Origin of the sequence: Saccharopolyspora sp. (assembly GCF_017434145.1) — a bacterium.
Lineage (GTDB): Bacteria > Actinomycetota > Actinomycetes > Mycobacteriales > Pseudonocardiaceae > Saccharopolyspora_C > Saccharopolyspora_C galaxeae.
Genome location: NZ_JAFRFW010000767.1, coordinates 1 through 8,770, shown reverse-complemented (window position 1 = coordinate 8,770; position 8,770 = coordinate 1). Strand labels below are relative to the sequence as shown.

The window sequence follows — 8,770 nt, the reverse complement described above, 5'->3', positions numbered from 1 at the left end:
TCAGGGCTTTCAGGCCGGGGTCGGCGATGTTGCGGGGCAGCGCTGCGCTGCGCCCGACCAGCTGCCGGTCCGCGGCGTCGGCCCGCTTGACGATCTTGCGAAACCACTCGTGCACGCCCCGGACGCTACCCACGCCCGAACGGCGGACCGCCGATGGCCGCCGTTGCGCCTACTGTGGAGACATGCAGCGGCGGATCTTCGGCATCGAAACCGAGTTCGGGGTCACCTGCACCTTCCACGGGCAGCGTCGGCTCTCCCCGGACGAGGTGGCCAGGTACCTGTTCCGGCGGGTCGTGTCGTGGGGACGTTCCTCGAACGTCTTCCTGCGCAACGGGGCGCGCCTCTACCTCGACGTCGGCTCGCACCCCGAGTTCGCCACCGCCGAGTGCGACGACCTGACGCAGCTGGTCACGCACGACAAGGCCGGTGAGCGGATCCTCGAGGACCTGCTGGTGGACGCCGAGCGGCGGCTCGCCGACGAGGGCATCGGCGGCGACATCTTCCTGTTCAAGAACAACACCGACTCGGCCGGCAACTCCTACGGCTGCCACGAGAACTACCTGGTGGGCCGCTCCGGCGAGTTCTCCCGGATCGCGGACGTGCTGCTGCCGTTCCTGGTGACCCGCCAGCTGATCTGCGGTGCGGGCAAGGTGCTGCAAACCCCGCGCGGTGCGGTGTACTGCCTGTCCCAGCGCGCCGAGCACATCTGGGAGGGCGTCTCCAGCGCCACCACCCGCTCGCGGCCGATCATCAACACCCGCGACGAGCCGCACGCCGACGCCGAGCGCTACCGCAGGCTGCACGTGATCGTCGGCGACTCGAACATGTCCGAGGTCACCACGCTGCTGAAGGTGGGCACCGCGCACCTGGTGCTGGAGATGATCGAGAGCGGCGTGCAGTTCCGGGACTTCGCCCTGGACAACCCGATCCGGGCGATCCGCGAGATCAGCCACGACATGACCGGGCGCCGCACGGTCCGGCTGGCGGGCGGCCGGGAGGCGTCCGCGCTGGACATCCAGCGCGAGTACCACGCGAAGGCGGTCGAGCACGTGGCCCGGCGCGGCTCGGATCCGATGACGGACCGGCTGGTCGACCTGTGGGGCCGGGCGCTGGACGCGGTGGAGACGCAGGACTACTCGGGCATCGACCGCGAAGTGGACTGGGCGATCAAGCACCGGCTGCTGGAGCGCTACCGCACCAAGCACGGGCTCGAGCTGTCCAGCCCGCGGATCGCCCAGCTCGACCTCGCATACCACGACATCCGGCGCGGGCGCGGGCTGTTCGACATGTTGCAGCACAAGGACCTGGTGGATCGCGCGACCGACGACGGCGAGATCGAGGCCGCCAAGGACACGCCGCCGCAGAGCACCCGGGCGAAGCTGCGCGGGGATTTCATCGCCGCTGCGCAGGCCGCCGGGCGGGACTTCACGGTGGACTGGGTGCACCTCAAGCTCAACGACCAGGCACAGCGCACGGTGCTGTGCAAGGACCCGTTCCGAGCCATCGACGAGCGGGTGGAGCGGCTGATCGGCTCGTTGTAGCCGGGCCGGTCCGGTGCCGGCTGAGCACCGGTCGCGGACACGATCCGGTGAAGCGGACCGGAAATGCCGATGTTCGAACGCGAGTTCGCATAGACTGGCGATAGTCAGTTCGAGCAGAGGAGTCCACCATGGTCGTCAGCCCGGAGTTCACCGCTCGGTCGCGTGTGCCGGTGCGTGGCCCTCCACTCGCCGCGGGCTGGTCCGCGGTTCGGTTCAGCGCAGGGGATGCTGGCCGGTCGGCCGGATGAGGATCTCGTTGACGTCGACGGTCTCCGGCTGGTCGAGGGCGTAGAGCGCGGCTCGGGCGATGTCCGCGGCCTGCAGCTTGGGGCGGTCGGCTTGCTCCGGGGTGTTCATCCCGGTCTCCACCAGGCCCGGTTGCAGCAGGGTGACGCGGACTCCGGTGCCGACGCACTCGGCTCGGATGTTCTGCGCCATCCCGGTCACCGCCCATTTGGTCGCCGAGTAGAGGTTGCCGGGCCGGATGCCGCGTCCGGCCACCGAACCGGTGAGCAGCAGGTGCCCGCCGCTGCGGACGAGGGCGGGCAGCGCGGCACGGGCGGTGATCGCGGTGCCATGGACGTTGATCAGCGTCATCTCCCGCCACTGTTCGGGATCGGCTCCCTCGGAGCCGAGGAAGGAGGTGGGCACGCTGCTGCCTGCGTTGGCGAACACGGCGTCGAGGTGGCCGAAGTGCTCTTCCGCGCGCTGCACGGCCGCTTGGACTTCGGGCCACTCCGTGACGTCGCACGGCAGCGCGAGCGCATTGCCCATGCCGATTTCCTGCGCGAGTTCCGTAAGCGACTCGGCGGAGCGGGCGAGCAGCGCCAGCCGGTAGCCGGCGCGCGCGGCGGCTCGCGCGGTCGCGGCACCGATGCCGCGGGACGCCCCGGTGATCAACAGGACTGGTGCGGTCATGTGCGCACCCTATTCGTCGGTCGGCGCCGACGGGCGACTTCGTCATTGCCGGAGTTTCAGAGGGGAGTGAAATTATTCGCCGTTTCAGCCACTGTGGAGACGGGCGGCCGTGGAAAGGTGGCGATGGCTGTTCGTGCCTGCTTGGAGGGCCGAGGCGGTGCGAGGCGGCGGCGCTTTTCGCGGTCGTGCCCGAAAGGTCTGATCAACTGCGATGGAGCTAGGGTTTCAAGGTGGCCACTGCGCGTGCTGAACGCTTGGTGAACCTGGTGCTGTGCCTGTTGTCCACCCGCCAGTACCTCACGGCGGAGGGCATCCGGAGGATCGTCCCGGGCTACGCCGATGCACCCACCGACGAGGCGTTCTACCGGACCTTCGAGCGGGACAAGTCCGAGCTGCGGGACCTGGGGGTGCCGCTGGAGATCGGGCGGAACTCGGCGTTCGACTCGGTCGACGGCTACCGCATCGCCCGGCGCGACTACGAACTCGCCGACATCGGACTGGAACCGGACGAAGCGGCGGCGGTGGCGCTCGCGCTGCGGCTGTGGGACTCGCCGGAGCTCACCGGCGCCGCACGCGGAGCGCTGCTGAAGCTGCGGGCCGCCGGGGTCGAGGTCGACGAGCGGGCGTCCGGGGCGATCGAGCCGCGGGTACGTACCAGCGAGCCTGCTTTCCCGGCATTGCTGGCGGCGGTGCAGTCCGGCCGGGTGGTCTCGTTCGACTACCGGCGCCCGAACGATCCGCAGCCGCGCACGCGCACGGTGCAGCCGTGGGGCGTGGTCTCCTGGCGCGGACGCTGGTACCTGGTCGGGCACGACCAGGACCGGGAAGCGACGCGGTGCTTCCGGCTGTCCCGGATCACCGACCGGCCGGAGGCTTTCGGGCGAGCCGGGGCCGTCTCCCGGCCGGAAGACGTGGACCTGCTCAAACTCGTCGCAGGCGTTGATCGGGATCCGCCGCCCGCCACCTCCGCCCGGCTGTGGGTGGAGCAGGGCCGCGCGCAGGGGCTGCGTCGGCGCGCGAGCGTCGTCGGGCAGCAGCGGCTCGACGGGGTCGACGGAGACGTGCTGGAGATCGAGCTGTTCTACCCGGACTCGGCGGCGTCCTGGATCGCCGGGTACGGGCCGGACGTGGTCGTGCTGGAGCCGGACGTGCTGCGCAAGTCGGTGCACGAAGCGCATCTGGGGACCGTGGCCGCCTTCAGCGGTGCGGAGGTGGACGGATGAGTGCGAGCGCCACGGAACGGCTGCCGCGGCTGCTGGCGCTGGTGCCGTACCTGCTGAGCAGGCCGGGGATTCCGGTGGCCGACGCGGCCGCGGACTTCGGAGTGGGCGAGCAGCAGCTGCGGCGCGACCTGGAGCTGCTGTGGATGTGCGGGCTGCCCGGTTACGGGCCGGGCGACCTGATCGACCTCTCCTTCGAGGGGGAGACGATCACGGTCACCTACGACGCCGGTATGCGGCGGCCGCTGCAGCTGACCTCTTCGGAGGCGACCGTGCTGCTGGTGGCCCTGCGGGCGCTGGCGGACACGCCGGGCATCGCCGACACCGAAGTCGTCCAGCGCGCGCTGTCGAAGGTGGAGGACGCCGTCGGGCAGGCGCAGCCCCCGGGCGTCGTGGTGGGGCTGGCGAGCCGGGAGGGCCCGATGGCCCCCGGCGTGCAGGAGGCGGTGCAACGGGCGGCGACGCAGGGCCGCGCGCTCTGGATGCGGTACTACACGGCTTCGCGGGACGAGATCAGCGAGCGGACCGTGGACCCGATGCGGCTGGTGCTGGTCGACGGGCGCAGCTACCTGGAAGCGTGGTGCCGCTCGGCGGGTGCGGTGCGCCGGTTCCGGCTGGACCGGATCGACGCTGTCGAAGAGCTCGCCGAAGCGGCGCGGCCACCCGCGGAGGCGGAGCAGACCGATCTGTCCGAAGGGTTGTTCCGGCCGATGCCGGACCAGCCCAGCGCGGTGCTCGAGCTCGATCCGGAGGCGCGCTGGATCAGCGAGTACTACCCGGTCGACGAGCTCAGCGAGTCGCCGCAGGGCCGCATCCGGGTGCGGATGCGCTACTCGGACCGGTCCTGGATGGTGCGGCTGGTGCTCGGGCTGGGCGGCAGGGGCCGGGTGGTCGAGCCGCGCGAGCTGTCCGAGGAAATCCGGCAACGTTGCGAAGCAGCGTTGGCGCGGGCACGTCACCTACCGGCGGACTGAACGCGCTACGGTGATCGTGTGCCATATATCTGGAGCCTCGTGCTGCTGGTGCTGGGAGTCGTACTCCTGCTCGCTTTCCTGATCCGGTTGTTCGGCGCGTTGCGCCGGGCGCGTGCGGTGCAACGCCGCGTCGTCTCCGACCTGGCGGATCGGACCGGAATGCTGAAAGCACGAGCCGCGGGACTCCGGGTGGCCGTATCCGAACGCCGGAACGGAGCCGCTTGACGGCCCTATGATCGCTTGTCCTGCCCGCGTACCATTGCGCTGGCAGGAAGCCCCAAGGAAGGTGTGCACTGATGGGTATTCCAGGTGGGTGGGAACTCGTACTCATCGTGGGTGTGTTGGTGTTGCTGTTCGGTGCCACCAAACTGCCGCAGATGGCCCGGTCGCTCGGTCAGTCCGCGCGCGTGTTCAAGGCCGAGGCCCGCGGCATGAAGCAGGACGAGGAAGCGGCCAAGAAGGACGGTTCCAAGGAAGAGCCGCAGCAGCTCACCGCCGGTGAGGCCAGCGCGCCGGTGAACGCGTCCTCCCCGGAAGAGGCGCAGCGCAAAGATTCCAAGAACTGATCGGGGACGGAACGCGCAGTGAGTGCAAACCCGTTGCGCCGTCTGAACCCGTGGCGCGGTGACCGCCGTCGGTGGGGGCGCAGGCACAACCCCGACGGCACCATGACCCTCGTCGACCACCTCTACGAGCTGCGCTACCGCCTCGGCTGGGCGGCTTTCGGGCTCGTGCTCGGCGGGATCCTCGGGTTCATCTGGTTCTCGAACTCGTTGTTCGGGCTGCCCACGCTCGGTGATCTGCTCATCGGCCCGTACTGCCAGCTGCCGGAGACCGTGCGGTTCAGCCCGGGTGGCGGCTGCCAGCTGCTGCAGACCGAGGCCTTCGAGGTCTTCATGCTGCGGCTGAAGGTCGGTATCGCGGTCGGTGCTGTGCTGACCAGTCCGCTGTGGCTGTACCAGCTGTGGGCGTTCATCACGCCCGGCCTGTACTCCAAGGAGCGCAAGTACGCCCGCACGTTCGTGAGCCTGGCGACCCTGCTGTTCGTCGCCGGTGCGGTGCTGGCCTACTACGTCGTCCCCGAGGGGCTCGGTTTCATGACGAGCTTCGGCGGCGATTCGTTCTTCACCGCGCTGACCGGTGGCAAGTACATCAACTTCGTGCTGCTGATGGTCCTGATGTTCGGCATCAGCTTCGAGATGCCGCTGGTGCTGGTGATGCTCAACCGCGCCGGTGTGGTCAGCTACGCCAAGCTCAAGAGCTGGTGGCGCGGCATCGTGTTCGGGTTGTTCGTGCTGGCGGCGATCGCCACCCCGGGCCAGGACCCGTTCTCGATGCTGGTGCTGGCGGCGTGCCTGGTGTTGTTGTTCGTCATCGCGCTGGTGATCTGCCGCGCTCAGGACCGCGCCAAGGCCAAGAAGCTCGACGAGCAGGGCTTGCAGGGCGTGGGGCTGGACGAGGCGTCGAACATCGACCACCGGCCGTCGTCGCTGGATTCCGAGCAGGACGCGACCGCGGCGAGTGCCAAGGCGCGCAGCCAGGACGACGCCACCTGATATCGGCATTTCCGGCTCGTTGCAGTCGCGCCGCCGCCTGAATTCCGATTCGGCGGCGGCGCGATTTTTTCGGCTTCGGCCATCGCGGATCGTTCCCAGTTTCCCGATCTTTCCGGCGCATCGATCTTTCCGGTTTTGCCGGCGGTTCCGCATTTCCCGGTCTCCGCGGTGGCGCCGCTCCGTGCCCGCGGCACGTGTTGACTCCAGTATAATGATGATTATAGTTTCGCCCGGACTGCTGCAACGGCGCGGGAGGTTCGGGGATGGTGGGGCGAGCTGCTCAGGAGCCGATCATCGTGGTCGGCGCGGGGCTTTCCGGGTTGGCGACCGCGCTCGGCGCGGCCCTGCACGGCAGGCGGGTGGTGGTCTTCGAGTCGGCGGACCTGGTGGGCGGCGCTGCTGCGTACTCCGGTGGGCAGGTCTGGTGCGGGGCGAACCCGGTCGCCGCCCGGGACGGGATCGAGGACTCGAAGCAGCTCACCGAGCGCTACGTGCGCGCCATCGCGCAAGCCGATCCCGATGCGCTGGACGAGAAGGCGATGCTGCGTTGGATCAACACGGCGCCGCAGGCGATCCGGTACTGGGAGGACGTCGGTGCGATCCGGTGGAAGGTGATTCCGGGGCTGGCCGATTACCACAACGAAGCGGACGGGGCGCTGCCCGAGGGCAGGTACCTGACCAACGACCTGGTCGACGGCGCCGAACTGGGTGAGTGGCGCGAACTGATGCGCGTGAGTCCGTACTTCCCGGTAGGTACCACCTATGACGACATGCTGGCCAAAGGCAGGCGTGCGGCCTACGTCGACGAGGCCGAGCAGGAGCGGGGCACCCACGCGGGCGTGCCGGCGTTCGGGCTGGCGGACGGGACGGAACGGGCGCGGACGTACGACGGCGGTGATCCGCTGACGTTCGGCACCGGCGTGGTGGCGAGCTTCCTGGCCAGGTTGCGCGTCGAGCCCAACGTCGAAATCCGCAGGTCGACCCCGGTGACCGAGTTGCTGCGGGAGGGTTCAGCCGTCGTCGGCGTGCGCGCGGACGGGCCGGACGGACCGGTGCAGGAACGTGGTCCGGTGGTGTTGGCGACCAGCACCTACGACTGGGATCCCGAGCTCGTGCGGGAGATGGTCGGTCTGGATCCGGAGGACTTCGGCAGCGTGGCCCCGGAGAGCTTGCGCGGCGACGGGATCAAGCTGGCGCGGCAGGTCGGCGCGGACATCGCCCGCATCCCGGCGACGAGCGTGCCGATGCTGCCGGGATGGCGTTCCCAGGTCGGCACCGGCTACGGCTACGGCCCGGAGTACGCGATGCCGCATTCGATGATCGTGGACAGCGGCGGGAACCGGTTCTGCAACGACTCCTATTGGGTCGACATCGTTTCGAAGACCCTGGACCCGCAAGACCGCCATTTGCCGTTCTTCCTGGTGTGGGACGACCAGCACCGGCGCAAGTACGGCTTGGCGGCCACCCCGCCGGGCGGTACCTACCCCGAGGGCTGGGTGAGTTCGGCGCCCACGCCACGCGGGCTGGCCGAACAGCTGGGGATCGACCCGGAGCGGTTCGAGGACACCGTGGCGCGGTTCAACGCGAACGCCGCGCGGGGCGTGGATCCTGACTTCGGCCGGGGAACGGTCACCTACGTGAACCGTTTCGCCGGCGACCCGGACCAGCGGCCGTGCCCGGTGCTCGGGGAACTCGTGCAGCCGCCGTTCCACGGGTTGCGGCTGAAGCTCGTAGGGACCGGGATCGGGTCGAGCGGGGTGCGCATCGACGGGGACGGCCACGTCCTCGCCGCCGGCGGCGAGGTGATCGACGGTCTCCACGCGGTGGGGTCCTGCGCGGCGTTGACCACGACCGGGACCGGTTACAACAGCGGGTTCGCGTTGGGGCGAGGTGTGACGCTGGCGTATCTGGTCTCGAACGAGCTGGGCGGAGTGCCGACACCGTGACAGGGGCCGGGTGACAGGCCGCCGTAGCCGCGCAGCCCGTCAGCGGCCACGTGCCAGCGCTTCAGTTGCGGCGGACGAATTGGATCTCGCCCACCGCGACGTGCTTGCCCTCGGTCAGGTTGGCGGCCTCCAGCACCCGGATCCGGACGTTGACGACGTCGTTGAGCCGGGTTTTGATCTTGGCCGGTTCCTTCGGGTTCGCGTCCACCGGTTCCTCGAGAGTCGTCGTCCGGTGCTGGGCGTCGGTGGCGGTGATCTCGACCTTGCTGGGCCGGGCCTGGGAGCCGAATATCTCCCCTCGGATGGACGGCCCGGGGGTCACCTGGATCTCCAGCAGCCGGTACGGCTCGTCGAAGGAGCAGTCGAGGGTCGCGCCGGGGGCTGGCGAGCCCCAGTAGTTGTTCGTCACCCCGTCCACCACGTTCGAGGCGGGATGGCCGGGCACCTCGGCGTCGGCGGTGCAGGTCCGCGGGTTGTAGTGCGCTGACGGCATGGTCTTGTCCAGCACGTCCTGCACCAGCCATTGGCCCGCCGGGTACAGCAGGATCGCGCAGATCAGCAGTGCCGCCAACGCGGCGAGCGCGAGCAGCCGCCGCGCCATCCTGCCCGGCCCGG

Annotated in this window: 9 protein-coding genes; 7 read left to right on the top strand and 2 right to left on the bottom strand. The window is 69.6% G+C overall.

Translation table 11 applies throughout. The features are described 5' to 3' along the window. Positions 1-182 precede the first annotated feature (182 nt). Positions 183-1,541: a Pup--protein ligase gene (gene pafA / locus IJH84_RS20830; protein ID WP_200069694.1), complete on the top strand. Its 1,359-nt coding sequence runs from the start codon at positions 183-185 to the stop codon at positions 1,539-1,541. A gap of 213 nt (positions 1,542-1,754) precedes the next feature. Here the strand turns inward: pafA and IJH84_RS20825 are convergent, their stop codons facing one another. After that, on the bottom strand, positions 1,755-2,459 hold the full coding sequence (locus IJH84_RS20825; RefSeq protein ID WP_295147920.1) for an SDR family oxidoreductase: 705 nt from the start codon (positions 2,457-2,459) through the stop codon (positions 1,755-1,757). Positions 2,460-2,689: 230 nt separating this feature from the next. On the opposite strand from IJH84_RS20825, the gene IJH84_RS20820 reads away from it, so the two are divergent. The 6 genes from IJH84_RS20820 to IJH84_RS20795 all read left to right on the top strand — a co-directional run bounded on the left by IJH84_RS20820 (position 2,690) and on the right by IJH84_RS20795 (position 8,155). Continuing rightward, on the top strand, positions 2,690-3,682 hold the full coding sequence (locus IJH84_RS20820) for a YafY family protein (RefSeq protein WP_295147917.1): 993 nt from the start codon (positions 2,690-2,692) through the stop codon (positions 3,680-3,682). Further along, on the top strand, positions 3,679-4,653 hold the full coding sequence (locus IJH84_RS20815; RefSeq protein ID WP_200069691.1) for a YafY family protein: 975 nt from the start codon (positions 3,679-3,681) through the stop codon (positions 4,651-4,653). The genes IJH84_RS20820 and IJH84_RS20815 overlap by 4 nt, the downstream gene beginning before the upstream one ends. Before the next feature lie 18 nt (positions 4,654-4,671). Then, positions 4,672-4,878, top strand: a complete 207-nt coding sequence (locus IJH84_RS20810) for a bacteriophage holin (RefSeq protein ID WP_200069690.1) — start codon at positions 4,672-4,674, stop codon at positions 4,876-4,878. A gap of 71 nt (positions 4,879-4,949) precedes the next feature. Beyond that, the gene (gene tatA / locus IJH84_RS20805; RefSeq protein WP_200069689.1) at positions 4,950-5,219 is read left to right on the top strand and encodes a Sec-independent protein translocase subunit TatA; all 270 of its coding nucleotides are present in this window, start codon (positions 4,950-4,952) and stop codon (positions 5,217-5,219) included. A gap of 102 nt (positions 5,220-5,321) precedes the next feature. Then, positions 5,322-6,209 carry a twin-arginine translocase subunit TatC gene (tatC, locus tag IJH84_RS20800; RefSeq protein ID WP_295147924.1) on the top strand — a complete coding sequence of 296 codons (888 nt, stop codon included), beginning with the start codon at positions 5,322-5,324 and terminating at the stop codon, positions 6,207-6,209. A 263-nt stretch (positions 6,210-6,472) separates the two neighbouring features. Next, entirely contained in the window at positions 6,473-8,155 is a 1,683-nt protein-coding gene (locus IJH84_RS20795) for an FAD-dependent oxidoreductase (RefSeq protein WP_295147910.1), read from the top strand. 61 nt (positions 8,156-8,216) lie between these two features. Here IJH84_RS20795 and IJH84_RS20790 read toward each other — a convergent pair. Next, the coding region (locus IJH84_RS20790) for a discoidin domain-containing protein (protein ID WP_295147907.1) at positions 8,217-8,770 on the bottom strand (554 nt) is incomplete at its 5' end.